Raw genomic sequence first — 25,853 nt, 5'->3', positions numbered from 1 at the left:
AAAGCTAGCGGTGCAATGACTGGTTAATTCAGGAGTACTAAATCGCTGTCACTTTTTTATATAAAGCGGCACGTACAGTACCTGCCTTGGTTTGTTTGATCGATTGCCAAGTTGGCGGTAGATTGAGGCTATTTAGATCACGGTCTGCTTCTACATAGATTAAACCATTTTCAGCAATTAGTGGATCAGTTAGCTTTGCCAGTTCTTCCCACAGATTCAAACTATAGGGAGGGTCTAGAAAAACCAAGTCAAAGTTGCCCTTCAAAGTTGCTAAGGCTTGCTGTGCAGTGGCAACTTTTAATTGGCAATTTTCCGCTTTGAGGAGTTGAATATTTTGCTTTAAAAATTGAGCCTGTGTGCGATCGGGTTCAATCATGATGACCTGTTTTGCACCACGGGAAAGGGCTTCAAAACCTAAAGCCCCTGAACCTGTACATAAATCCAAAACTTGCGCATTTTGAATATCCCACATCAACCAGTTGAATAGGGTTTCACGCACTCGATCGGGTGTTGGGCGTAAGCCATCAATGCTGGCAAAGGCAAGTTGGCGGCGTTTCCATTCTCCGCCAATAATTCTCAATTGATTTTTCATTATTCGACTTCATCCGCTGCAGCCGCAGGTGCAGCTTGAGTGGTAGGTGTATGGGGCTGCTGAGCTGTATGGGCTGTTGACGTGGTTGTTTGGGCCTGAGCATTGGTTGTGGATGCGGTAGCTGTAGCTGAACCACTCGGCAATTCACCAGGTTTAATCCCCGCAGTCATTAAGCCACCACTAATTTGATGACCTTCAGGTTTAATAGGGTTCTTTTTACGTTGCATTAACCAATAGTCAAAGATAGGGCGTGCTAATTGCGCAGCAGACCCACCATGACGACCATTTTCCCACACCACTGCAATGGCAATCTCAGGGTTTTCAGCAGGTGCAAAGCCAACGAATAAACCGTGGTCTAGCTGGCGTTCAGTGAGCAACGCTTCATTATAGCGCTTCCCTTGTGCAATACTTTTAACCTGCGCTGTACCTGTTTTACCTGCAATTTTATACAGCGGAGTACGGATACCACGACCTGTACCTGTTTCAATTACATCGACCATGGCATCGCGCATTTGAATCCAGTCTTCATCTTTGCCATTAAACTGGATATGCCCATCGGGTGCATTAAGTACTTTATGCAGTTTTGCCCCTTTGCTGGCTTGCAACACATGCGGAATCACATGCGCACCATGATTGGCAGTAATGGCAGTTGCCATCGCCAACTGTAATGGTGTCGCGGTAAAGGCACCCTGACCAATACTGACAGAAATGGTTTCACCTTTTAGCCATTTGCTTTTACGTGTGCGCATTTTCCAATCTGGATTCGGGTATAGACCTTCACTTTCACTCGGTAAATCCACACCTGTTTTTTGACCGAAGCCAAATTGGCGCATCCACGAGTTCATTTTCTCAATACCCATACGGTAAGAGAGCACATAATAGAAAGTGTCACACGAAACGACTTGGGCTTTATGCAGATTGACTACGCCGTGCCCCGATTTTTTCCAGTCTCGGAACTTATGTGAATCACCAGGTAAGGTAAAGTAGCCATGATCGGAAATTGCGGTTCCCCAGTCGATATAGCCATAGTGGATACCCCCTAGACCAAACATGGGTTTAATGGTTGAACCAGGGGGATAGGCACCTTGTACGGCACGGTTATACAGTGGCTGATCTAAGTTGTCGCGTAAGCCACTATAGTCAGTATGGCTAATCCCCGTGACAAACAGGTTAGGGTTAAAGCTTGGACTGGACACCAATGCTAGAATTTCACCTGTGCGTGGATCCATGGCAACAATCGCACCACGTCGACCTGCCAGCTGTTCAGTCGCAACGGTTTGTAAGCCATAATCCAGTGAAAGATATAAGTCATTACCACGCACGGGTTCTTTGCGTCCTAAATGACGCAGGACATTCCCGTGTGCATCGGCTTCCACAGATTCATTGCCTGGTACGCCATGCAGCAATTCCTCATATGATTTCTCAACTCCGATTTTTCCAATCAGGTTGGTTCCTGCATATAGGTCTTTATCAATACTTTTGAGTTCTTTGTCATTAATTCGACCCACATAGCCAATCACGTGTGCGAACAGCTCACCGTGTGGATAATAACGGGTCATTTGGGTCTCTATATTGACCCCAGAAAACTGGAATTTAACTTCACTGAATTTGGCGATATCGGTTTCCGTCAAGTTCAGTTTGATAGAAACACGTTCGGTTTTTTTCGAAGTTTTAATGCGTGATAGGAAGCGCTCAATATCTTCATCAGTCAAATTTAGAACTGGGGTGAGACGCTTGACCGTATCATCAATATCATCGACATCGGCACGGCTCATGGTCGCCGTAAAAACAGGATAGTTATCTGCTAATAAAATCCCATTACGGTCATAAATATAACCACGGGCAGGTGCAAGCGGTTGCAAGCGAATTCGGTTCTGATCGGATGCGGTTGAAAATTGCTGATATTGCATAATTTGCAAATAGGCATAGCGTGCCACCAACAGCAGCATAAAGAAGCTGACAATCCCGACAGAGATAAAGACTCGATTGCGATAAATGCGCTTTTCTTGTTGGACATTTTTTAAAGGAAAGTGCTGCTTCATACGCGATTGACTTACACAGTGGGGGGAGAATCAGGAAGGCGCTATTCTACCCCAAGTCAGAGGCTTTGATAATGCTTATCTACGAGAACTACTCTGGGCTTGGTTGTTTTATTGCAACAGGGTATTTTGACCTTTTAGACAGTAAAAACAGCGGGCGTTGTCTATAAGATTAGAAACAATTCTGTTAAAGTCAAAAACATGCAAAAAAAATTGGAATGTATGCACAATTAAAATAAGGACATAGGTGACAATAATGACAAGAGTTTACTCCTTGTTAGCATTGATAACATTATTTAATACTGCTTATGCACAAGATCAAAATTATCTGCCAGATGCCAAATTGACACCTGAGAGTGCCAGAATGTGGAATGTGGGTGCAGGATTCACCCATCAGTTGGTTCATTTAAATACCGAATGGGTCAATCCTTATGGGATTACTTATGCAAAGGTGGGTTTTTTCTTAACAGACGATTCACCTTTTGGGGCACAGTTTGGCTTTAGATATCCTTACTATTTCACTGGGAAGGATAAAAACGGGTATTATGTTGGCGTCTATGTAGGGCATATTGCCAGTAAGCAAGTGGACAATAAAGATGAAACGCGTTTAGGTGCAGGTGTAGATCTTGCATATGTATTGTTGGATCGAGATCGAATCAGTACCTTTAGTGTGGGGATTGGGGCAGGAGAAGAATTAAAGAATCGTGATGGTGCGGTTGTGGAACACATTGAACCAAAAATACAATTCTCTTATACATTAAGTATGGGCTTAGGCAGAAAATAACCTGTTTAAAAAATTAAGAATTAATCTCTGTTATTTCGTTATTATTTTGGAAAATTATGCATGCTTGAGTACATCAATCAGTTGTGGCAAACCTTTTTGAATCGTCCCGATTTTTGGGCTGTGCTGAGCATTATTCCAGTAACTGCATTTGTAACTTGGGCACACGTCTGGATGGCGCTCAAAATGGTATTCTATCCGATTAACTTCTGGGGCTTTCATTTGGGACCCTTGCCAGTAGGCTGGCAAGGGATTGTACCACGTAAGGCGGGGCGTATTTCAGGCATCATTACCGATAACACTTTGTCCAAGCTAGGTTCTTTGCAAGAATTTCTCAATGCCATGGATCCTGAAGATATGGCACGTATTATTGGGGAGCAGGTCGGATTTGAGCTGGAACATCTGATTGATGAAGTGATGGTCGACCGTAATGCGGTGCTTTGGGAAAATTTACCGTATTCGATTAAACGCCGTATTTACGCACAGGCGCATAAGCAGCTTCCAGAGGTGTTGAAAGAACTGGTAACAGAATTAACTGTGAACGTTGAGTCATTGGTCGACATGCGTGAAATGGTGGTCAGCCAAATGGAAGGTGATCGCCGCTTGATGGTCCGCATGTTCCTCAAAGTTGGGCAGAAAGAAATCAACTTTATTTGGCATATTAGTGCCTTAATCGGGATGTTCTTTGGTGTGTTCCAAATGATTGTCTGGTTTGTGGTGCCTTGGCACTGGACAGTCCCATTTTGGGCATCGATTTGGGGCTTTTTAACCAACTGGATTGCTATTTGGATGGTCTTTAATCCAATCTCGCCACATCCTGTGCGTTATCTGCAACTGACTGAATTAACGAAAGATCGTAAATTCCCTTGGATTAAACCTGTCTGGCCTCGCATCGGGACCTATAATGTTCAAGGTGCATTCATGAAACGGCAAGAAGAAGTGTCGGATGTGTTTGCCAGTGTGGTCACAGAAGACCTGATTACGCTAAAATCCATCATGACTGAAATGATGTATGGTGCAAAAAAAGACAAAACGCGCCGTATCGTCAAGCGTCATATTAACCAAATTATGGAAACGCCACTGGTTCGTACCTCATTACAGCTGTCATTAGGACCAAAAGAGTACGCAAAACTCAAGACGGACTTGATTGATCGCTCAATTGAAATTACGATGGTGCCAGTATGCGACCCTGCGTTCAATGCGAGCCGTGCACAGAAAATTTTTCAAATGTTCCGAGAGCGTATTCGGGAATTAACGCCGAAAGAATTCCAGAACCTATTACGTCCTGCATTTCAGGAAGACGAATGGATTCTGATTGTATTAGGTGGGGTCACTGGATTTATAGCTGGTACAATACATTTGTTTGTAGCTTTCTTATAATTAGATGCTCATGCTGACTGTTCAGATCTGTAGAATTGTTGGCTCGAAGTATCATACACATTGTTTTAAATGAGGATGTTTTTTTATGCGCATTATCTTACTCGGACCACCTGGAGCAGGTAAAGGTACACAAGCTCAGTTGATCTGTAAGCGCTACAATGTCCCACAAATTTCAACCGGTGATATGCTCCGTGCTGCGATTCGTGAAGGTACTGAATTAGGTCTTAAAGCTAAAAGCGTAATGGAAAGTGGTGGTTTGGTTTCTGATGAACTGATCATTGGTCTTGTAAAAGAACGTATTGCTCAACCTGATTGTGCGAACGGCTGCATTTTCGATGGTTTTCCACGTACAATTCCACAAGCTGAAGCTTTAGAAAAAGAAGGCATTAACATCGATCACGTAATCGAAATTGATGTACCTGACGAAGAAATCGTTCAGCGTTTGTCTGGTCGTCGCCAGCACCCTGCATCTGGTCGCGTTTATCATGTTGTTTACAACCCACCAAAAGTTGAAGGCAAAGATGACGAAACGGGTGAAGACTTGGTACAACGTCCTGATGACCAAGAAGAAACCATTCGTAAGCGTCTTGGTTCTTATCATACAGAAACTGAGCAATTGGTTGGATTCTACCAAGGTCGAGCTGCTTCTGGCGAAAATGCACCAACTTATGACAAATTAAACGGTTTACGTGCAATTGAAGACGTACAAAAAGATTTGTTCGCAATCTTAGATCAGTCAAAATAATTCAAAACTGAATTTTTGACTTTAAAAGAGTCCTAAGTCATATTAGGGCTCTTTTTATTTGTCCGAACTTTTTGAGGATACGATTTTGTTAAAAATTGGTTTAATCATTTTGGTGATTGCCTGCTTGGCTTTGTTGCTGGGTTTGTTATATATCAGCTTTAAAATGCTCAGAGAAACTCAACAAAAACAAAAGGAAGAAAATAAAACGGCAGCAAAACCTGAGTATAAGTTACACCCGAAATTAAAACAGAAGCCACCTAAGCAATAAGCGGTATTTTGATTACAGTGCCTGTCAGCTGCATGCACTGTACCTTTTAGATATTACTTACAGGAATTGCTCGTGCAGCGCCAAACTCAAAACGGTCTGGCCAGTTACACACATCGGATACCACGCATTCAGCACATTTCGGTTTACGTGCGATACAGCAGTAACGACCATGTAAAATCAGCCAGTGGTGTGCATCGACCATAAATTCTTTCGGAATCACTTTGACCAGTCGGTGTTCGACTTCCAGGACATTTTTCCCCACAGCCAAACCTGTACGATTACCCAAACGGAAAATATGCGTATCTACCGCCATGGTTGGATGCCCAAATGCAGTATTCAATACCACATTCGCCGTTTTACGACCCACGCCAGGCAAGGCTTCTAGATCAGCGCGGTTATTCGGGACTTGGCTATTATGTCTCTCAATTAAAATTTGACAGGTTTTAATGACATTTTCAGCTTTAGAATTATATAAACCAATGGTTTTAATATATTGCTTCAGTCCTTCAACGCCCAAGCCAAAAATGGCTTCAGGGGTATTGGCGATGGGAAATAGCTTGTCCGTGGCTTTATTGACGCTGACATCAGTCGCTTGTGCCGACAGGGTAACTGCAATTAACAATTCAAAAGGCGTGGAAAAGTTTAATTCAGTGGTTGGATTCGGGCGCTGATCACGTAAACGTTCAAAGAAGGTCTGAATTTGCTTCTTGGTCATGTTTTTGACGGTTGCAGTTTTCGTTGCCACGTTTACGCTCCTAGCAATGCATTGAGTTGATCGGTCAAGCTGAGCAATTGAGCACGCTTGGTCGCATCTTCACGAACACTGAGTTGTTTTTCGAGCTTCTTAATTTGCGTCCGCAATTTTGCCAGTTCGATGGTGGATTTGGCATCTTGAGTCGTTACAGTAGTCGATGCTTTCTCTGTCATTTCGATAGCTGGAACGGAATCGAGCTGGCTAGAGAACTGGGCGAACAATGTGGTATCAATTTCAGCACGCACCACAGGTCCTTTACGATGCAAACGTCGTGTTTCCTCACGCTGAATATGTGCATAGTAGCGTTGGCGTAAGTCATTTTGTTCTGCAATACGCGCATCGTCATTTGGAAGCGTATTTACATCTTCGACCAAATCAATACAGTCAACTGGACATGGCGGGATACAGAGTTCACACCCCGTACATAAGTCGGTTAACACGCTGTGCATGAGTTTTCCCGAGCCAATAATCGCATCTACAGGGCAGGCGCTGATGCATTTGGTACACCCAATACATTCATCTTCACGAATGATGGCTTTCATGCGTTGTGGACGACCATCAGCCTGAATAGGCCAAACACTGTCTTCAGCTTTTAATGGTGGGCGTTGCAGTAAACTGGCTAATGCATCTGCGACGGGCTGTCCACCGGGAACACACTTATTCGCAGCTTCACCTTCAGCAATCGCTTTGGCATAGGGTAGACAACCATCTCGATGACCACATAAACCACATTGGGTTTGAGGAAGTAGGGAGTCGATGTGTTGAATGAGAGCAATTTGCGAAATCATGCGAAAACCACGCCTGTGTTCAGAACAGGATTAGAGAGATGGAATCAAATTTTGACGAATTTTAGCATGATTCAGGGGATTAATCTTGTGTACCAAATTAATGCAAAACCTGCATTTATATAGTGCAATTTTGAGGTTGATTATTAAGTGTGAGTTTATAAAAGAGATAAGCAAACTTTGTGTAATAGTTAAAATAATTATTTGTTATATATTAAAAATATCACATTACTTGAAATAAATATTGTAGAAGGTGGTCAAAAGTTATTTAATGTTTTGCGCCAAAATTTATCACTTATTTTAATTTTGACCTGTTTTGATTCATAAATTGCTGAGGATGAAGTGTTGAAATATAGTTGCCTAAACGACTTCTTGGATTACGTAAAAACACGTGACGCACACCAACCCGAGTTTCTACAAGCGGTAGAAGAGGTAATGACCAGCCTTTGGCCATTCATTGAAAAGAATCCGAAATATGCAGCACATGGGTTACTTGAGCGTTTGGTTGAACCTGAGCGTGTGATCCAATTTCGTGTTGCTTGGGTCGATGATCAAGGCAATACGCATGTGAATCGTGCATTTCGTGTCCAGTACAATTCAGCGATTGGTCCTTTCAAGGGTGGAATGCGCTTCCATCCTTCAGTCAATTTATCTATTTTAAAATTCTTGGGTTTTGAACAGACTTTTAAAAATGCCTTAACAACCTTACCGATGGGTGGGGGTAAAGGCGGTTCTGATTTTGATCCGAAGGGCAAATCGGAAGGCGAAATCATGCGCTTCTGTCAGGCATTAATGATTGAGTTGTATCGCCACTTAGGCTCAAACACCGATATTCCCGCAGGAGACATTGGTGTGGGTGGGCGTGAAGTCGGTTTTATGGCGGGCATGATGAAAAAGCTAAGCAATGACACTTCCTGTGTATTTACAGGCAAAGGCTTGGCTTTTGGTGGCTCATTGGCACGTCCTGAAGCGACGGGTTATGGTACGGTGTATTTCGCTGAAGAAATGTTGAAAACTCGTGGTGACAGTTTCCAAGGTAAAACTGTGACCATTTCAGGTTCGGGCAATGTCGCGCAATTTGCCGCTGAAAAAGCCATGTTCTTGGGTGCCACAGTCGTTTCGTTGTCTGACTCGAACGGTACGGTATATGTCAAAGATGGCTTTACAGATGAACTTCTGAGAGAGGTCATGCATTTGAAAAATGAGGCGCGTGGTCGTATTTCTGAATTTGCCTCAAAGCATGGTTTTGAATATTTGGAAGGCAAACGTCCGTGGGGAATTCCTTGTGACATTGCTTTACCGTGTGCAACCCAGAATGAACTGACGGGTGAAGATGCGGATCAGCTTTTGGCGAATGGTGTGCTGTGTGTGGCTGAAGGTGCAAATATGCCATCGACCTTAGATGCAGTTGAAAAATTCGTGGCGGCTAAAATTTTGTATGCGCCAGGTAAAGCATCCAATGCAGGTGGTGTAGCCACTTCTGGTCTTGAAATGTCGCAAAATGCTCTGCGTTTAGGCTGGAGTTTTGAAGAAGTGGATGAGCGCTTGCATGCCATCATGAAAGACATTCATCGTAACTGTGTCAAATACGGTACGAAAGTAGATGGTAGTGTCAATTATGTTGATGGTGCCAATATTGCGGGCTTCGTGAAAGTTGCCGATGCGATGTTGTCTCAAGGCGTGTTCTAAATCTGAGTCGTCTGTAATATAAAAAAGCCGATGTATCTACATCGGCTTTTTTATTAAACGAATTTTTATTTTACGGTTTCAGTCTCAACCACCATGTCTTTGACATAAGCATATTTAGATTGGTCCGCAGCTGGATTTTGACGTTCAAAACGTTTTACACGAACGATTTGACGGGTTTTTGGATCGTGGTTATAGCCTTCAATATGATCGTAGAATAAGGTCCAGTCTTTATTAACCGCGGTTTTTACGCCCTTGTCATCATATTTGATTTCACGAACTTGAAGGCAGGTCATTGGACCTACGCCAGAACAGGCTTTGGTTTCAGGTGAAATTTCTAGAAAAATGGTTTCACCTTGAGCTTGGTACTTGGTTTCAGGTGTCATTTTACCCACAAAAACATGTTTTTCACCTTTGGCAGAAACCAGTGTCAAAGTTGGGGCTTCCACATTGTGACTATTCAGCGAGAACTGAATGGCACGCTCGCCCAGTAATTCTGCGGCTAAACGCTCTTGTTGCATGGCAGGTTCAGCACAAGCCATTTGCGTGCCCATCATTACGCCTGTGACAATTTTGTCACCTTCAATTTTCCAGTTGGTGCCTAAGCCATTACAACTGGTTTTCACTGAAAGTTGACCTTGTGCATTAAATGACAGTGTTAATGGTTTTGGTGTAGTTGATGTGGTGCTGATCCATTGATAAGCAGCAAGGGTTTTATTTTGATCAGGAATTGATTGTACATTCACAGCTTGTTCCAAATTTGATTGAGTTTGAGTAGATTGGCAAGCAGCTAAAGAAAAAGGCAATAAAGCGAGTAAAAGATATTTCAATTTCATTTTTAAATTAACACTAGAGTTGAAGAAATATAAAACTAAAGGTTAATTTATTTATAAAAAAAAGAAATGAATACGTGTACAACATTTGTATTCATTTCTTTAATGTTGTTCTTGGCTTAGTCAAAACGGTAAATATCCATCCCGAGTGAACCCATAGAAAAACTACTGTGTACAATATTAAAGCGTGTACCCGTACCCATCGCAAAAAATAGGGGTGTTAAATGTTCTAAGGTTGGGTGGTTGCGACGTACATAAGGTATGCTTTTCCAATCGAGTACCGCATCATAGTCTTGGTGGCTGAGTTTCTGGGCAACATAGTTACGGAAAGTGGATGCCCAGACAGGTACATCCTGCGACTCACCATGCCATGACAGTTCCGAAAGATTATGGGTAATGCTACCAGAGCCAATCAATAAAACCTGTTGTTCGCGTAATGCTGCAAGAGTTTGTCCAATTTGATAAATCTGTTCTGCGCTCATATGCATAGGCAGTGAAATCTCAACCACAGGAATATCTGCATTCGGGAACATATGTAGGAGCGGCATCCATACACCATGATCACGTGGACGGCTAGCATTGGCATGTGCCTCAAAACCTGCATCAGATAAACGTTTTAAAATATCCTCTGCCAACTCTGGTTGACCTGGAGCGGGATAGCGCAGCTCGTAAAGCTCGGGAGGGAACCCACGAAAATCATGCCAAGTTTCAGGACGAACCCCAGTATTCATTTCAAGTGCCTGACTTTCCCAGTGAGCTGACATGACGACAATCGCTTTAGGTGTTGGAAGATTCAGGCTCAAACGTTGTAAAGCAGGTCCAACTTGTTCTGGATTAAGCGCAAGCATGGGTGAACCATGTGAAATAAATAAACCAGGTAAAGTTTGTAGATTCATAGTCTTGCGCCTAAGTTAAATGAGGAAGTTGTTTAATCATGCCAAATACAAATATGTGAATAAATAGCTTATATTCAACGTATTGTTGCAATAATGGAATGATCGATAAATACGCTTAGCCTGCGCGATGGTAAGGATGATTGTGGTTGATACTCATGGCGCGATACAGTTGTTCAATCAGCATGACACGTACCAGTGGATGCGGCAAAGTCAGTTTAGATAAAGACCAGTGCCACGCAGCGGCTTTACGCACCGCTTCTGAGTGCCCATCAGGACCACCAATCGCCAAAGCCACATCATTGCCTTCAAGCATCCATGATTTCATGGTTTCAGCCAGTTTTTCCGTACTGAATTCACGACCACCGACTTCAAGTGCAATTAAGGTTTCATTTTGTTTTAAGGCATTTAAAATGCTGTCACCTTCAATTTGACGGTATTTCAAAATGTCAGCTTCAGAGTCATTTTTACCGCGTTTTGCCATCGGCAATTCAATAATTTGAGTTTGTACAAAAGGTTGAATGCGTTTGAAATAATCTTCAAAACCTGTGAGTACCCAAGCTGGCATTTTTTGACCGATGGTCAGAATCCGTATTTTCATATCTGATGTCAAAAGCTAATTCAGCAGAATTATAGCCTTGAAAGCGAAGAATCTGCTGCTGATATACATTTTGCAATTGAAAATAATTACTGGCTGTTGCATTAATGCTCTTAGAAAAGCAATAAATTTTGCGGACGTGGTGGAATAATAATAAATGCAAAGGGAAAAACTTTTAGAAAAATGCTGGATAGTGCTTAGCATAATGCTGACATTATTGAGTAGCACATATGTCGGTGCAAATTCTGCAATCAACAAACAGGCTGATGCACAGAATCTGGACGTTTATTTACAGCAGATTATAGGCAGTGGTTCGTTCCGAAATCACCAAAATACAGAAGAGTTAAATCGGGTTTCAGCTTGGATTAAAGAGCAAATGCGTTTGTTCGGTATTCCATGTCAGTTCCAAAGTTATATTGTAAATCGTCAGAATTATCGCAATGTGGTGTGTAATTTAAATGTTAGACGCGAAGAAAAGATTATTATCGGGGCGCATTATGATGTGTTTGGACGACAGCAAGGTGCAGATGACAATGCCTCAGGTATCGCTGGTGTTTTAGAAACGGCACGTATTTTGGCACAAGAGAGAAAAAGTCTAAGGCATAATGTGGAGTTTGTATTTTATACGCTAGAAGAGCCGCCTTATGCCAATACTGAATACATGGGCAGTTATGTACATGCCAAATCTGTTCAGGCACAGCGCGATAAAATTCAGGGCGTGTATATTGTGGAAATGATTGGCTATTACGATGCTGCGCAGATACAGGAATATCCAATAGGGTTGAAATGGATCTATCCGAGTCATGCCAATTTTATTGCTGCCGTGAGTGATATTGATTCACGAGGTTTAGGTGAAAATTTTTGTGAAGCCATGCAAACATTAGAGTGTCAACGTTTGGTTGTGCCATCGATTACCCCAGGAATTAATTTTTCCAGTCATAGTAATTATTGGAAATATGACATTCCGGCGATTATGGTGACCGATACGGCTTTTTATCGGAATAAAAATTATCATACTCCATCGGACACTTTGAAGACGTTAAACCTTGAAAAAATGACGCAGGTAATTGATGGTTTAATACAAGCAATTCTGAAATAGACAATGGATAATGATTGCTGAGAGAATATTTAGATTATGTAGATTAGTTAATATATACAAATAAAAAAACGCAGTCCTAGAATAGTATTAGGACTGCGATCAAGAGGTTACCCGCCTGGAGAAACAGATAACCTTTAGGAATAAGAAACATACAGCGCATATGTGTCTTACTATTATATATGAGGCTTTTTCCAGTTTTTTCAAGTTGAAATTTTCATGAAGCGGATGAAATATTCTGGAAACTTCAAACCACAATCATTTAAATATTCTTTACATTAGGCATTTACTTCATTGAATGTAAACCAATCATATTTCCTTCAGTATCAAAGGCTAGCACAATAAAACCATACTCGCCGATGGAGGTTTTTGCTTCCTGAATTTTTCCACCTGCGCTGCTAATACGGGCAGCCTCTACAGCACAGTCTTCACATGAAAAATAGATCAATGTGCTATTGCCACCCGCGGCAATTCCTGGCATTTGAACCAATGCGCCTGAAGCACCATAGACTTGCATATCTGAAGGAAAAGCCCACATTTGCAGTGACGTGCCATCTGAAGGTGGCGTAAGTTCAGTGAGTTCTATATTAAATACAGCTTGATAAAACTCTTTGGCTCGTGTTATGTCATCCACATAAATTTCAAACCATCCGACAGGATTTTTCATTTCAATTGTCCTGCAATCAGCCCTTGCATCGAATTATTTTAGGTGAAAAAATCATCAAGATGTGTGGTGTTATGAGCAGTAATTTGTAATAAAAAAAGAGAGCCGAAGCTCTCTTTCTCATTCTTGCTGAAATTAATGACGTGCTGCTTTTTTACCTTCATCGACTGGTTTAACAATCGGTGCTTTGGCTAAAGGCTCAGGCATAGAGATCAAGGCAAGCGGTAAAATCTCATCAATCGATTTAACTGCTTTAATTTCTAGACCTTCTTTCACATTCTCAGGAATTTCCGCCAAATCACGGACATTTTCTTGAGGAATGAACACTAATTTAATGCCGCCACGGTGTGCTGCAAGCAGTTTCTCTTTCAAGCCACCAATACGCATTGCACGACCACCGAGACTGGTTTCACCAGTCATAGCAATATCTGGGCGAATTGGAATCCCTGTGAAAGCAGAAACCAATGCTGTCGTGAGTGCTAAACCAGCGGATGGACCATCTTTCGGTGTTGCACCTTCTGGTAAATGCACGTGTACGTCAGTCTCTTCAAAGCGAGTCGACTCAATACCCAATTCATCTGCACGGGTACGAACTACGGTCATGGCTGCGGTAATTGATTCTTTCATTACATCACCGAGTGAACCCGTAGTAATGAATTTACCTTTACCTTTCACAGCAGCAACTTCAATGGTCAACAACTCACCACCAACAGAAGTCCATGCTAAACCATTGACACGACCCACTTGTGCTTCGTCTTCAGCCATACCAAAGTCAAACTTGTGTGGACCTAAGTAGTCTGGAAGATTGGCAGAAGTCACATCGACTTGCAGGCCTTTCGCCTTTTTGCTAACCGCTTCTTTTACGACTTTACGGGCAATTTTAGAGACTTCACGTTCTAAGCTACGTACACCTGCTTCACGTGTATAACGTTGTACGATGTCACGAATCACTTCTTCATGAACGGTCAATTCTTTAGCACGTAAACCATTGTTCTTAATCGCTTTAGGAACAAGGTAGCGTTCAGCAATATTGACTTTTTCATCTTCGGTATAACCAGGCAGACGAATCACTTCCATACGGTCTAACAATGCTTCAGGAATATTCATACTGTTGGCAGTACAGATGAACATCACTTCAGACAGGTCAAGATCAAGATCTAAGTAGTGATCATTGAACTTATTGTTTTGCGATGGATCGAGTACTTCGAGCAATGCTGAAGCAGGGTCACCACGGTAGTCTTGTGCCATCTTGTCGATTTCGTCGAGTAAGAACAATGGGTTCTTTACACCAACTTTAGTCAATGACTGCACAATTTTACCTGGCATCGCCCCAATGTAAGTACGACGGTGACCACGAATTTCCGCTTCGTCACGTACACCGCCAAGCGCCATACGTACAAACTCACGACCAGTCGCTTTTGCTACAGATTCACCGAGTGAGGTCTTACCGACACCTGGAGGTCCGACTAAACAAAGGATTGGACCTTTGAGTTTTTTCACGCGAGACTGTACTGCAAGATATTCCACAATACGGTCTTTAACATCGTCCAAACCATAGTGGTCTGCATCAAGAATTTCTTGGGCTTTTGCAAGATTGATGCTGACTTTGCTGGCTTTATTCCAAGGTGTATCTAAAATCACCTCTAAATAGTTGCGCACGACCGCTGCTTCACTTGAAGCAGGTTGCATTGCTTTCAACTTACGGAATTCTGCTTCCGCTTTTTTACGGACATGTTCTGGTAAGTCAGCTTCAGCAAGACGCTTTTCAATTTCAGCGACGTCATCTTCTGCACCGCCATTCATATCAGAAAGTTCACGCTGAATCACCTTCATCTTTTCATTGAGGAAGTATTCGCGCTGGTTTTTCTCCATTTGACGTTTTACAGAGTCATGCAAGGTTTGCTCAATCTGTTGCTCTTCAGACTGTTGCAACAAATAGGTCATCAACTCTTGTAAATGTGCTTCAAATTCGTCGTGCTCAAGGAATTTTTGCTTCACATCAATGTTAAGCGGGACACGGGTTGCAACGAAGAACAACAATTGCAGTAAATCGTCAATTTTGTTGGCTGCAGCAACAAGTTCACGTGCATTACGCAGTTTAGCTTCAGCGTATTGGGCAAACAGAGCACGTAATTCTTGTACACGCGTTTCTTGCGTGTTTTCATCAATGTGGATCGACATTGGGCTTAGCGAATGTTCGGCAGTGAGATATTCATTTTCGTCAATGATTTTATCTAGCTTCGAACGATGTAAGCCTTCTATTAATACTTTAATACAGTTTTCATCATTTTCATGATTCACAACTTGCACAATCTTCGCGACCGTACCGTATTGATATAAGTTGTCGTGATCAATTTCTTCTGTCAGAGAATCTTTCTGAGCAACTACAAATACGAGATTGTCACTGTTACGAGCCACATCAACTGCATTGATCGATTTTTCACGACCTACAAATAGCGCAATTTGCATGTGCGGGTAAACCACCACGTCACGTAACGCTAAAAGCGGTAATACACTTGGAACCTGAGGCTCTAAGGTTTCTTGATTCATAATAATTTCAGACATGGGCACTCCTAATGAGTGACAACGGTGTTGCCATGTTTTAATAGTGATGGGTATTTTAAAAAATACAAGGGCAGGTCAATACAAATTGTATAAAAAATGACTAAATATGTGATTTTTAAGTATTCACAACAGTCAGAAATACCAATTTTAACGGTTGAAACGTAAAAATTGTTGGGGCATGAGTAGTGCATCTAAGGGTTGATCCCACGGTTCCCGAATTAAGGTTTGAGGCACCAATTGGAAGGCATGGGCTAATCCTAATCGAAAGGGTCTGTGATAGGGTGCAGAGGCTAAGGTTTTGTCATAGAAGCCACCGCCCATCCCAATACGTGTTCCGAATGCATCACAGGCGAGTAAAGGCATAATCAGCAAGTCTAAATGTGAGACATGTTGCCCACGGCTAGCCATCGGTTCTTGCATTCCAAAGGGATGATAAGAAAAGCGCTGATTATAAAATTGATGCAGTGAAATTTTGACCCAGACCAAGCGCTGATTCATATTGCAAATCATGGGTAAGTAAACGGATTTCTTTTGATGGAAGCAATATTCAATAATTTTACGCGTCTGAATCTCACCAAAAGCGTGTAAATAAATACCGACATGCTTGGCATGTTTAAATTCGGGTAAATGTCTGAGCCGATTTAGGATGTGTTGTTCAGAATATTGTTGCTGTAAAACGGAAACCTGTTTTCGTTGCTTACGAATTTTTTTTCTTAGTTGGGTCAGTTCGATCAACATGATGAAGTGCTGTCCTGAGTTTATTTGAGATTTTAGTCAGTGTGATGACCAGTAAAACAATCAGTTTAGAGCGAGGAGGACGAACTTTTTTTCAGTTCTTGCAAAATTGGACAACAGTTATTTTCCGTGGTTCTGCATTCATCTACCCAACTCGATAGGCGCTGTTTTAAGGCATTCAATTCTTGAATGCGTTGGTCAATTTTTTCTAGTCGTTGCTGAATGACTTCTCGGACCTTTTCACGATCATCCAGTTGTAAGTGCAATAAATCCTGAATTTCACTGAGTTGTAGGCCTGCATCTTTACCTTTTTGGATAAAGCTTAAGGTTTCAATATCTTGCTGACCATAGTAACGATAGTTCTGAGTTGTTTCAGGAATGCGCATCAGACCAATGCGTTGATAATAACGAATGGTTTCTACATTGACATGGCAGTGTTTTGCCAGTTTGCCGATGGTGAGCATAAAATAATCTCCAAAAGGCTTGACTCAGTACCTAGGTACAGACTTTATGCTAACACAATCAAAAAATAAAAGGTGAGTCAGAATGAGTGAACAACACAAAACTTCTTGCTGTTCCAAAGACAAATTATCGCCATCTGTAATAAATGTGGATCCTGTGTGTGGTATGCCAGTTGCAGAGGATTCTCCACATGCCTATGCGTATCAATCGGTTCGATATTTGTTCTGTTGTTCAGGTTGCTTAAACAAATTTGCAGCAAATCCAGAAGCATATTTAGGCTCAGAAAAAACGCCTAGCGCTTGTTGTAGTCAACCGAAAACAGATGTCAACAATGCATCATCTCCAACTGAAGGTACAGTGGCATCATCAGGCTGTGGGTGTTCGAGCAAACACAAGCAAAGTGAAGTGACTAAAACAGAAAGCTTTATTGATCCTGTGTGCGGCATGACTGTCACAGACATAAGCAAACCACATACGGAATGGCAGGGGCAGAATTACTATTTCTGTAGTGAAAAATGTCAGCAAAAATTTATAGCTGCACCTGAAACTTATGTCACGACTCAAGTAGAGAATACTCCGAAAGCGTCAGGATGTTGTGGCTCTGCGAAACCAGAAACCCAGAAAACAGCATCTTGTTGCGGCACAGAATCCAAAAAACTAGAAACTCAATCAGCAGATTCAGAGTCAAGTTGCTGTGCACCAAAGCCCAAAGTAGAACCCGCAACAAGTAGTTGCTGTGGTGGTGGCAAACATCAACATGAACACACTGCGCAATCTGGAGCACCAGCGTTTATTGACCCAGTTTGTGGCATGTCTGTTGACCCGAACACCGAACTCAAAACTGACTATCAACAGCAAACCTATTATTTCTGCAATCCATCATGCTTAGATAAGTTTAAGGCGGACCCTGAGTTTTATTTGATTCCACCAGATGAGCGCCCTGTACCTGAGGGTGCAGCAGATATGGATTATACCTGTCCCATGGATCCTGAAATTGTGCAAAAGGGACCGGGGACTTGTCCAATTTGTGGCATGGCACTTGAGCCGATGCAGCCAACTTTAAATGATGCCCCCAACCCAGAATTGGTCGATTTTAGCCATCGGTTTTGGCTGACTTTGCCCTTAACCCTAATCGTGTTCGTAATGGCGATGGCTTCACATATTCACAGTTTTATTTCACCGCATATTCAGCCGTGGATCGAACTGGTGCTTGCGACGCCCGTGGTGCTCTGGGCGGGTAAACCGATTATAGAGCGGTGCTGGACATCCTATAAAACCCGCAATTTGAATATGTGGAGTTTGATTGGCGTCGGGGTGTTGGCGGCCTATATTTATAGTGTAGTGGCGACCATTTTTCCGAGTGTGATTCCCATGGAGGCCAAGGCAGGACATGGCGTGGCGGTGTACTTTGAAGCTGCATGTATGATCGTGTCCTTAAGCTTACTTGGGCAAGTTATGGAGCTCAAAGCCCGTGCCAAGACCGCAGATTCACTGAAATCCTTGCTGAAACTGCAAGTCAACACAGCGAAGTTGGTGCAAGCCGATCAAGTGGTTGAGGTGGATATTGGTATGGTCAAACAAGGGGATATTTTACAGATTTCCTCAGGTGAGCAGATTCCACTGGATGGTGTGGTGGTTGAAGGCAAGACCTATGTCGATGAAGCAATGATGACGGGCGAGCCTGTGCCTGTAAAAAAACAAGTGCATGACAGCGTGATTGGTGGCACGGTGAATCAGCAAGGTAGTATTCGCATACAAACCACTGCAGTTGGTGCCAATACCACTTTGGCGAAAATGATTCAGACGGTCGCAGAAGCACAACGTTCTAAAGCACCACTACAGCGTTTAGCCGATGTCGTTGCCAAATATTTTGTGATTGTGGTGTTAATCATTAGCCTACTGACCTTCGTGGCGTGGATGCTGTTTGGTGGCGCGCAATTTGACTTAGCCTTGATGTGTGCCGTGGCAGTGCTGATTATTGCCTGTCCATGTGCGCTCGGTTTAGCCACACCAATGTCGGTGATGGCAACCACAGGTCGTGCAGCGCAAAAAGGGGTCTTGTTTAAAGATGCAGAAGCGATCGAAGCCTTAAGTAAGGTCAATACATTAATTATCGACAAAACAGGGACGCTGACTGAAGGGAAACCGAGTTTAAAAGAAATTCGTGTGTTAAGTCCAAATGTAGAGCAAGCTCAGGCGGAACAGTGGATTGCCTCGATTGAGCAGTTTTCAAGTCATCCGATTGCACAAACCTTGACGCAATTGGTGCCTGCACAGCAGTTGTTGAAAGTGGAAGACTTTGAAGATGTCACAGGCTTTGGGGTCAAAGGTCAGATTGGTGCGCAAACGCTTTATATTGGCAGTCAAAAGTTACTGGAACAACTTGGCATTACTTTAGATGCCTCACTACAAAGTCAACTGGATCAACAGCGTGCAATGGGCAATGTGATCAGTTTCTTAAGCAATAGTGACGAAGTGCTTGCTTATATTTCTATTCACGATGCGATTAAAGCCAATGCTCATCAAGTGATTCAACAGTTGATCGATGATGGCATTGAAGTGGTGATGGCAACTGGTGACCATGAGAAAAATGCACAACTGGTGGCAAAAGAGTTGGGGATTCAGCATGTCTATGGCAACTGTACCCCAACCGAAAAATTGGAAATCGTGAAGCAGTATCAAGCCCAAGGTAAAATTGTCGCGATGGCGGGGGATGGGATTAATGATGCGCCAGCCCTTGCACAAGCCAATGTTGGGATTGCGATGGGTAACGGAACCGATATTGCCAAACAAACCGCACAAGTGACTTTAGTCAAAGGCGATATTCGCGGTGCTGCCGATGCGGTACATATGGCGAAACTGGGCGTACGTAATATGAAACAAAACCTCGCATTTTCATTTTTGTATAATGGCTTAGGTGTACCCGTAGCCGCAGGGATTTTCTATCCATTGACTGGTTTGTTGCTCACACCAATGTTTGCTGCGGTGGCAATGTCACTCAGTTCACTATCAGTGGTACTGAATGCCTTACGTTTACAAAAGGCGAAGTAAGTCGCACAGCATATAAATGGTAACAAAAGCCTCAAGCATTTCCTTGAGGCTTTTTTTCGATTACGGCATAACAGATAGAGCAAAACAAAAACTGAAGTGTCGACAATAAAACTCAAGGGTCATTCGGGACAATTGCGTGATTTGACTCTAGCCCAGTGTTCATAGAGCAGGTCATGACATCGCGATAAAAATTGTGGTTCTATCACGGAACAGGCATGGAAATAAGATTTAAAACATTGAATTAAAATAATTTATTGAGGTGTGGTAATGCAACATCTTCAGAATGGAAGCCAGTTATGATTCTACTTAATCTTTGTCAAGTCATCTTCAATCAGGTTTGCAACTCTAATACCAAAGTTGTTGACAATCTTATTGCAATTTAATTTATTTGTGCTTATTTTAGCTAATAATTGAACTGATTGTTGACAATATGCTAACTGACGAGCTGTCTACACAGACTAAACAGGTTGCTACCGCGACTTTAACAGACCAAATTTTCAGAAAGATTCAAACTGCGATTGTGAGTGGTGAAATTGCAGCGGGCAGCAAGATTTCTGAACCTGAGCTGGCGCGTGTGTATGGCATCAGCCGTGGTCCTTTACGTGAAGCGATTCATCGTTTAGAAGGGCAAAAACTGGTTGAACGTACTGCGCATGTCGGTGCGCGTGTGGTGTCCTTGTCACATCAGCAATTATTCGAGCTATACCAAATTCGTGAAAATTTAGAAGGTCTGGCATGTCGTTTGGCGGCACAAAGCATCGATAAGCAACAAATTCTAAACTTGCGTGAAGTGTTGCATATGCATGCGCAAGATCCAGATTTTAAAGAAGGTAAAGGATATTACTTACAAGAAGGTCAGGACGATTTTCATTATTGCATCATTAAAAATTGTGGCAATAAAACCCTAGAAAAGATGCTGTGTGATGAGTTGTATCACTTGATTCGGATGTACCGAGTCCAGTATTCCAAAACACCAAATCGTCCACACAAAGCCTTGTCGGAACATATCCGTATTTTAGATGCGATTGCCGAAGGTGATGCAGAACTGGCGGAGTTACTCATGCGCCGTCATATCGCTTCGTCATATCAAAATATTCAACAACATTTTTCTTAATCGTGAGGAGAGAGGGAGAACTTATGTCAACGTTATCAGCAGGACAGAAATTCCGTGATGCAGTCGCTAGCGAGCATCCTTTACAAGTGGTCGGTACCATCAACGCCAACCATGCTTTATTGGCAAAACGTGCGGGCTATAAAGCAATTTACTTATCTGGCGGTGGTGTTGCGGCAGGTTCTCTAGGTCTACCTGACTTGGGCATTAGCAACCTTGATGACGTTCTGACAGATGTACGCCGTATTACCGATGTGTGTGACTTACCTTTATTGGTCGATGCAGATACAGGTTTCGGTGCTTCTGCATTCAATATTGCACGTACCACTAAAGCGTTAATCAAGTTTGGCGCAGCAGCAATGCACATTGAAGACCAAGTGGGTGCAAAGCGTTGTGGTCACCGTCCAAACAAAGCCATTGTTTCACAACAAGAAATGGTGGATCGTATTAAAGCAGCTGTTGATGCACGTGGTGACGACAAGTTTGTGATTATGGCACGTACCGATGCGTTAGCAGTAGAAGGTTTACAAGCTGCGATTGACCGCGCAGGGGCTTATATTGAAGCAGGTGCGGACATGTTGTTCCCAGAAGCGATTACTGAATTGGCAATGTACAAGCAGTTTGCTGCTGCGACCCATGTGCCTATTTTAGCGAACATTACTGAATTTGGTTCTACACCTTTATTCACCACAGAAGAATTGGCTTCTGCGGATGTGAGCATTGCGCTGTATCCACTTTCTGCTTTCCGTGCCATGAACAAGGCAGCAGAAAACGTCTACACCACCTTACGTAAAGAAGGCACGCAAAAGAACGTGGTCGATACCATGCAAACCCGTCAAGAATTGTATGACCGTATTAACTACCATGCATTTGAACAGTACCTTGATGCCTCTTTTGTAAAAAATAAATAACAACAGAATTTACTGGACAATTCATCGTGTCCGCACAGGAAATACAGCAGTCACGATGAATAACAATGATTTGATCCACCCAATGGAAGAAGGAAGATCTTATGAATGCTACAACAACAGGATTTAAGCCAAAGAAGTCAGTTGCACTAAGCGGTCAAGTTGCGGGTAATACAGCCCTTTGTACCGTAGGTCGTAGTGGTAATGACTTGCACTACCGTGGTTATGACATTTTAGACCTTGCTGGTCAAAGTGAATTTGAAGAAGTGGCTTACCTTTTGGTGCACGGCAAATTACCCAACAAAGCTGAACTGAAAGCTTATAAAAATAAACTCAAAGCACTTCGCGGTTTACCAGCATCACTTAAAGCTGCGTTAGAACAGCTTCCTCCATATGCACATCCAATGGACGTGATGCGTACAGGCGTTTCGGTTCTAGGTTGCTTAACTCCAGAACATGAAGACCATAACTATGCAGGTGCACGTGACATCGCAGACAAGTTAATGGCATCTTTCGGTTCAATGTTGCTGTACTGGTACCACTTCAGCCACAACGGCAAACGCATTGAAGTTGAAACCGATGATGACTCAATTGGTGCGCACTTCCTGCATTTGTTACACGGTGAAAAACCATGTGAACAATGGATTCAGGCGATGCACACTTCATTGATCTTGTACGCAGAGCACGAGTTTAATGCCTCTACTTTTACTTCACGGGTGATTGCAGGGACAGGTTCAGACATGTACTCCACGATTGCAGGCGCAATTGGTGCATTACGTGGTCCGAAACATGGTGGCGCGAATGAAGTTGCATTCGTGATTCAACAGCGTTATGACAATGCAGATGAAGCAGAAGCAGACATTCGTAAGCGTGTAGAAAACAAAGAAGTGGTGATTGGTTTTGGTCACCCTGTTTACACCATTGCTGACCCACGTAACGAAGTGATTAAGCAAGTTGCACTTGAATTGGCGGATGCACAAGAAAACAAAAAAATGTATTTGATTGCGGAACGCTTAGAAGCCGTGATGAAAGAAGTGAAAAACATGTTCCCGAACCTCGACTGGTTCAGTGCGGTGAGCTACCACTTGATGGGTGTTCCAACAGCCATGTTCACGCCATTATTCGTGATTGCCCGTACCGCAGGTTGGTCAGCACACGTGATTGAACAGCGTCAAGACGGCAAAATTATCCGTCCAAGTGCGAACTACACAGGCCCTGAAAACCTCGAATTCAAACCTTTAGCAGAGCGTGCTTAATGAATACCCAATATCGTAAGACATTGCCAGGCACATCATTAGATTACTATGATGTACGCCAAGCCGTTGAAGATATTCAGCCTGGTGCTTATGCGACATTGCCATACACCTCTAAAGTGTTGGCAGAACAGTTGGTTCGTCGCGCAGATGCAGAAAACTTAACTGCATACTTAAAACAGTTGATTGAACGTCGTCAGGATCTGGATTTTCCTTGGTATCCTGCGCGTGTGGTATGTCATGACATCTTGGGTCAAACTGCATTGGTTGACCTTGCAGGTTTACGTGATGCGATTGCAGACAAAGGTGGTGATCCATCTAAAGTCAATCCAGTCGTACCTACGCAGTTGATCGTGGATCACTCTTTAGCCGTGGAATACGGTGGTTTTGACCCAGACGCGTTTGAGAAAAACCGTGCAGTGGAAGACCGTCGTAACGAAGACCGTTTCCACTTTATTGAGTGGACCAAAACTGCATTTGAAAATGTCGATGTGATTCCTGCGGGTAACGGCATTATGCACCAAATCAACTTGGAGAAAATGTCTCCAGTGATTCAGGCGCGTGATGGTGTAGCTTTCCCAGATACTTGTGTCGGTACGGATTCACATACCCCACATACGGACGCTTTAGGTGTCATTTCTATCGGTGTCGGTGGCTTAGAAGCTGAAAATGTCATGTTGGGTCGTGCATCTTGGATGCGTCTACCAGACATTATTGGGGTTGAGTTTGTTGGTCAACGTCAAGCGGGTATCACAGCTACGGATATCGTACTTGCCTTGACCGAGTTCTTGCGTAAAGAACGTGTGGTTGGTGCTTACCTCGAATTCTTTGGTGAAGGTGCAGACAGCATGTCAGTCGGTGATCGTGCGACGATTTCCAACATGACCCCAGAGTACGGTGCAACTGCGGCGATGTTCTACATCGACCAAAACACCATTGATTATTTACGCCTGACTGGTCGAGAAGATGCACAAGTGGCATTGGTTGAACAGTACGCGAAAGAAATTGGTCTTTGGGCATCGGACATGACCAAAGCTGAGTACCCACGTGTACTACGTTTTGATCTTTCTACTGTTACCCGTAACATCGCTGGTCCATCAAATCCACATGCACGTGTTTCTACCGCTGACTTGAAAGAGAAAGGCATTGCTGGTGTGGTTGAGCAGCGTACTGATGGCTTAATGCCTGATGGTGCAATCATCATCGCGGCAATTACTTCGTGTACAAATACTTCTAACCCACGTAATACAGTTGCTGCTGGTTTGTTGGCACGTAAAGCCAATGAGCTTGGTTTAGTGCGTAAGCCTTGGGTGAAATCTTCATTTGCACCTGGTTCTAAAGCAGCTGCGTTGTATTTAGAAGAAGCGGGTGTTTTGAATGATCTTGAGAAACTGGGCTTTGGTATCGTAGCGTATGCTTGCACAACTTGTAACGGTATGTCAGGTGCCTTAGATCCAAAAATTCAGCAAGAAATCATTGACCGTGACTTGTATGCCACAGCGGTACTTTCGGGTAACCGTAACTTCGATGGTCGTATTCACCCTTATGCGAAACAAGCATTCTTGGCATCTCCACCGCTCGTTGTAGCGTATGCCATTGCGGGTACCATTCGTTTTGACATCGAAAAAGATGCACTGGGTACAGACAAAGACAGTAATCCAATTTACCTGAAAGACATTTGGCCGTCTGATGCTGAAATTGATGCGTTGGTAAAAGAAGCGGTGAAGCCTGAACAATTCCGTAAAGTCTACATTCCAATGTTTGACTTGGGTGAAGTTGAGCAAGCGGAAAGCCCACTTTACGACTGGCGTCCACAAAGTACTTATATTCGCCGCCCACCGTACTGGGAAGGTGCGTTGGCTGCGCCACGTACTTTGGCAAATATGCGTCCGCTGGCAATTTTGGGTGACAACATCACTACAGACCATTTATCGCCTTCAAATGCAATTTTGATGGACTCTGCGGCAGGTGAATACCTGCATAAAATGGGTGTGCCTGAAGAAGACTTCAACTCATACGCTACGCACCGTGGTGACCACTTAACCGCACAACGTGCAACTTTTGCCAACCCGAAATTGTTTAACGAAATGGTCCGTCGTTCTGACGGTACAGTGAAACAAGGTTCGAAGGCACGCGTAGAGCCAGAAGGCGAAGTGATGCGTATGTGGGAAGCGATTGAAACTTACATGAACCGTAAGCAACCGCTGATCATTATTGCAGGTGCGGACTATGGTCAGGGTTCTAGCCGTGACTGGGCTGCAAAAGGCGTACGTCTTGCAGGTGTAGAAGCCATTGTCGCAGAAGGTTTCGAGCGTATTCACCGTACTAACTTGGTAGGTATGGGTGTGTTACCACTAGAGTTTAAAGCAGGTGTAAACCGTAATACCTTGAAGTTGGATGGTACTGAGCTTTATAGCGTGATTGGTAACATTGCACCACGTTCGACTTTAACTTTGGTGATTGAGCGTGCAACGGCAGATGGTAAAAATGAAGTTGTGGAAGTGCCTGTAACTTGCCGCCTAGATACAGAAGAAGAAGTGTCTGTATATGAAGCGGGTGGTGTACTTCAGCGTTTTGCTCAAGACTTTTTGGAAAGCCAAGAAGAGAAAGAACAATTAACAGCTTAATTTAAAGTATTTGAAATTGTTTAAAAA

General features: G+C 43.1%; 22 protein-coding genes. 11 read left to right on the top strand and 11 right to left on the bottom strand.

Translation table 11 applies throughout. The features are described 5' to 3' along the window. Positions 1–37: 37 nt before the first annotated feature. Both rsmD and mrdA read right to left on the bottom strand, forming a co-directional pair. Positions 38–592, bottom strand: coding sequence for a 16S rRNA (guanine(966)-N(2))-methyltransferase RsmD (gene rsmD, locus MKI85_RS11130; RefSeq protein WP_241627783.1), 555 nt, complete (start codon positions 590–592; stop codon positions 38–40). Further along, a complete protein-coding gene (gene mrdA / locus MKI85_RS11125; RefSeq protein WP_241627781.1) occupies positions 592–2,634 on the bottom strand; it encodes a penicillin-binding protein 2 in 2,043 nt (680 codons plus the stop codon). Before mrdA ends, rsmD begins: the two co-directional genes overlap by 1 nt. A 253-nt stretch (positions 2,635–2,887) precedes the next feature. Here mrdA and MKI85_RS11120 point away from each other — a divergent pair, with 253 nt between their 5' ends. The 4 genes from MKI85_RS11120 (at position 2,888) to MKI85_RS11105 (ending at position 5,805) form a co-directional block, all read left to right on the top strand. Next, complete coding sequence (locus tag MKI85_RS11120; protein WP_241627778.1) at positions 2,888–3,415, top strand: hypothetical protein; 528 nt, start codon at positions 2,888–2,890, stop codon at positions 3,413–3,415. Positions 3,416–3,475: 60 nt separating this feature from the next. After that, positions 3,476–4,792: a hypothetical protein gene (locus MKI85_RS11115; protein WP_241627776.1), complete on the top strand. Its 1,317-nt coding sequence runs from the start codon at positions 3,476–3,478 to the stop codon at positions 4,790–4,792. An 85-nt stretch (positions 4,793–4,877) separates the two neighbouring features. After that, positions 4,878–5,537, top strand: a complete 660-nt coding sequence (adk, locus tag MKI85_RS11110) for an adenylate kinase (protein WP_241627774.1) — start codon at positions 4,878–4,880, stop codon at positions 5,535–5,537. A 58-nt stretch (positions 5,538–5,595) separates the two neighbouring features. Then, entirely contained in the window at positions 5,596–5,805 is a 210-nt protein-coding gene (locus MKI85_RS11105; RefSeq protein WP_241627772.1) for a hypothetical protein, read from the top strand. Between the two features lie 46 nt (positions 5,806–5,851). Here the strand turns inward: MKI85_RS11105 and nth are convergent, their stop codons facing one another. Together nth and MKI85_RS11095 are read right to left on the bottom strand one after the other, a co-directional pair. After that, positions 5,852–6,520: an endonuclease III gene (gene nth / locus MKI85_RS11100; RefSeq protein WP_241627822.1), complete on the bottom strand. Its 669-nt coding sequence runs from the start codon at positions 6,518–6,520 to the stop codon at positions 5,852–5,854. A gap of 32 nt (positions 6,521–6,552) precedes the next feature. Beyond that, a complete protein-coding gene (locus MKI85_RS11095; protein ID WP_241627770.1) occupies positions 6,553–7,347 on the bottom strand; it encodes an RnfABCDGE type electron transport complex subunit B in 795 nt (264 codons plus the stop codon). 342 nt (positions 7,348–7,689) lie between these two features. Between MKI85_RS11095 and gdhA the strand changes: the two genes are divergently transcribed. After that, positions 7,690–9,033 carry an NADP-specific glutamate dehydrogenase gene (gdhA, locus tag MKI85_RS11090; RefSeq protein WP_241627821.1) on the top strand — a complete coding sequence of 448 codons (1,344 nt, stop codon included), beginning with the start codon at positions 7,690–7,692 and terminating at the stop codon, positions 9,031–9,033. Between the two features lie 65 nt (positions 9,034–9,098). On the opposite strand, the gene MKI85_RS11085 is transcribed toward gdhA, so the two are convergent. The 3 genes from MKI85_RS11085 to rlmH all read right to left on the bottom strand — a co-directional run bounded on the left by MKI85_RS11085 (position 9,099) and on the right by rlmH (position 11,357). Continuing rightward, complete coding sequence (locus MKI85_RS11085; RefSeq protein ID WP_241627768.1) at positions 9,099–9,866, bottom strand: META and DUF4377 domain-containing protein; 768 nt, start codon at positions 9,864–9,866, stop codon at positions 9,099–9,101. Positions 9,867–9,982: 116 nt separating this feature from the next. Then, complete coding sequence (locus MKI85_RS11080; protein WP_241627766.1) at positions 9,983–10,759, bottom strand: DODA-type extradiol aromatic ring-opening family dioxygenase; 777 nt, start codon at positions 10,757–10,759, stop codon at positions 9,983–9,985. A gap of 115 nt (positions 10,760–10,874) precedes the next feature. Next, entirely contained in the window at positions 10,875–11,357 is a 483-nt protein-coding gene (rlmH, locus tag MKI85_RS11075; protein WP_241627764.1) for a 23S rRNA (pseudouridine(1915)-N(3))-methyltransferase RlmH, read from the bottom strand. A 202-nt stretch (positions 11,358–11,559) separates the two neighbouring features. Here rlmH and MKI85_RS11070 point away from each other — a divergent pair, with 202 nt between their 5' ends. Beyond that, entirely contained in the window at positions 11,560–12,453 is an 894-nt protein-coding gene (locus tag MKI85_RS11070) for a M20/M25/M40 family metallo-hydrolase (RefSeq protein ID WP_241627762.1), read from the top strand. 283 nt (positions 12,454–12,736) lie between these two features. Here MKI85_RS11070 and MKI85_RS11065 read toward each other — a convergent pair whose 3' ends face one another. From MKI85_RS11065 to MKI85_RS11050, 4 genes are all read right to left on the bottom strand, one after another. Beyond that, on the bottom strand, positions 12,737–13,117 hold the full coding sequence (locus MKI85_RS11065; protein ID WP_241627760.1) for a VOC family protein: 381 nt from the start codon (positions 13,115–13,117) through the stop codon (positions 12,737–12,739). Positions 13,118–13,249: 132 nt separating this feature from the next. Further along, on the bottom strand, positions 13,250–15,679 hold the full coding sequence (gene lon / locus MKI85_RS11060) for an endopeptidase La (protein WP_241627759.1): 2,430 nt from the start codon (positions 15,677–15,679) through the stop codon (positions 13,250–13,252). A gap of 147 nt (positions 15,680–15,826) precedes the next feature. Next, positions 15,827–16,417, bottom strand: a complete 591-nt coding sequence (locus MKI85_RS11055) for a 5-formyltetrahydrofolate cyclo-ligase (protein WP_241627757.1) — start codon at positions 16,415–16,417, stop codon at positions 15,827–15,829. Between the two features lie 65 nt (positions 16,418–16,482). Continuing rightward, positions 16,483–16,878 carry a MerR family transcriptional regulator gene (locus MKI85_RS11050; protein WP_241627755.1) on the bottom strand — a complete coding sequence of 132 codons (396 nt, stop codon included), beginning with the start codon at positions 16,876–16,878 and terminating at the stop codon, positions 16,483–16,485. Between the two features lie 82 nt (positions 16,879–16,960). Between MKI85_RS11050 and MKI85_RS11045 the strand changes: the two genes are divergently transcribed. The 5 genes from MKI85_RS11045 to acnD all read left to right on the top strand — a co-directional run bounded on the left by MKI85_RS11045 (position 16,961) and on the right by acnD (position 25,826). Beyond that, complete coding sequence (locus tag MKI85_RS11045) at positions 16,961–19,927, top strand: heavy metal translocating P-type ATPase (protein ID WP_241627753.1); 2,967 nt, start codon at positions 16,961–16,963, stop codon at positions 19,925–19,927. A gap of 430 nt (positions 19,928–20,357) precedes the next feature. Continuing rightward, positions 20,358–21,041: a GntR family transcriptional regulator gene (locus tag MKI85_RS11040; RefSeq protein ID WP_241627751.1), complete on the top strand. Its 684-nt coding sequence runs from the start codon at positions 20,358–20,360 to the stop codon at positions 21,039–21,041. A gap of 23 nt (positions 21,042–21,064) precedes the next feature. Continuing rightward, a complete protein-coding gene (gene prpB, locus MKI85_RS11035; protein ID WP_131327042.1) occupies positions 21,065–21,949 on the top strand; it encodes a methylisocitrate lyase in 885 nt (294 codons plus the stop codon). 101 nt (positions 21,950–22,050) lie between these two features. Further along, positions 22,051–23,202 (top strand): bifunctional 2-methylcitrate synthase/citrate synthase, encoded by a 1,152-nt coding sequence (prpC, locus tag MKI85_RS11030; RefSeq protein WP_241627748.1) that lies wholly within the window; start codon positions 22,051–22,053, stop codon positions 23,200–23,202. Further along, a complete protein-coding gene (gene acnD, locus MKI85_RS11025) occupies positions 23,202–25,826 on the top strand; it encodes a Fe/S-dependent 2-methylisocitrate dehydratase AcnD (RefSeq protein WP_241627746.1) in 2,625 nt (874 codons plus the stop codon). Before prpC ends, acnD begins: the two co-directional genes overlap by 1 nt. The last annotated feature ends 27 nt before the right edge of the window (positions 25,827–25,853 follow it).

This window comes from Acinetobacter zhairuonensis, assembly GCF_022601715.1.
In the GTDB taxonomy this organism is placed as follows: domain Bacteria; phylum Pseudomonadota; class Gammaproteobacteria; order Pseudomonadales; family Moraxellaceae; genus Acinetobacter.
This window is presented reverse-complemented; position numbering and strand designations above follow the sequence as displayed.